The organism is Corynebacterium tuscaniense, assembly GCF_008693065.1.
Taxonomy (GTDB): domain Bacteria; phylum Actinomycetota; class Actinomycetes; order Mycobacteriales; family Mycobacteriaceae; genus Corynebacterium; species Corynebacterium tuscaniense.
In genome coordinates this window covers 1-576 of the sequence record NZ_VXKH01000193.1, presented here as the reverse complement: position 1 = coordinate 576, position 576 = coordinate 1, and the positions used below count along the sequence as shown (strand labels likewise).

Annotated in this window: 1 pseudogene; it reads left to right on the top strand. The window is 52.4% G+C overall.

Annotated elements, in window-relative coordinates:
- Nucleotides 1-576, top strand: a pseudogene (locus F4V54_RS11240) (ATP-binding protein); the annotation flags it as partial.

Genomic DNA, 576 nt, shown 5'->3' with positions numbered 1-576 from the left:
TACAAAACAGCCTGCACGATACATCCCGCGCGGCTGCACGAAACATCGAGGAGATAAATGCCAAGATTGTCTCCGTTCTCCACAAATACTTGTCTCAGTGGCCAGCGGAATCTGCGGATTTACAGCCACAGGCAAACTTTGCCGGTGAGGGCATTGAAAAGTTGAAGTTCCTTCGGGCCGATCGCCTTGCCGATTTCCGTGCTCAGTTCTTGGAACTACTCAACGGAACAACGGTGCAAAATCTGTCTCACCTTGCTTCTTCGTTGCGCCACGCTCGCAGCGATATCGAGCTGCGTATGGAATTTATCAATAAGTCGCTGGAGCGCTCGCCCTTTAATGGCGACCGTATCTTGCGAATTGATGTGAAAGACGCTCGCGGCCAGGTAGTACAGGATTTCCAGCGAGATCTAGATTCCGCGACTTCGCATAGCCTGGCCGAGATCAGCGCAGATGAGCCGGAAGCGGCGTTGCGGCGCTACCATGCTTTGGATAAAATTCTCAGCCGCTTGGGTTCAACCCAACCGGAAGATATTCGTTGGCGCAACCTGGTTCTTGATACCCGAAAACACGTAAGCT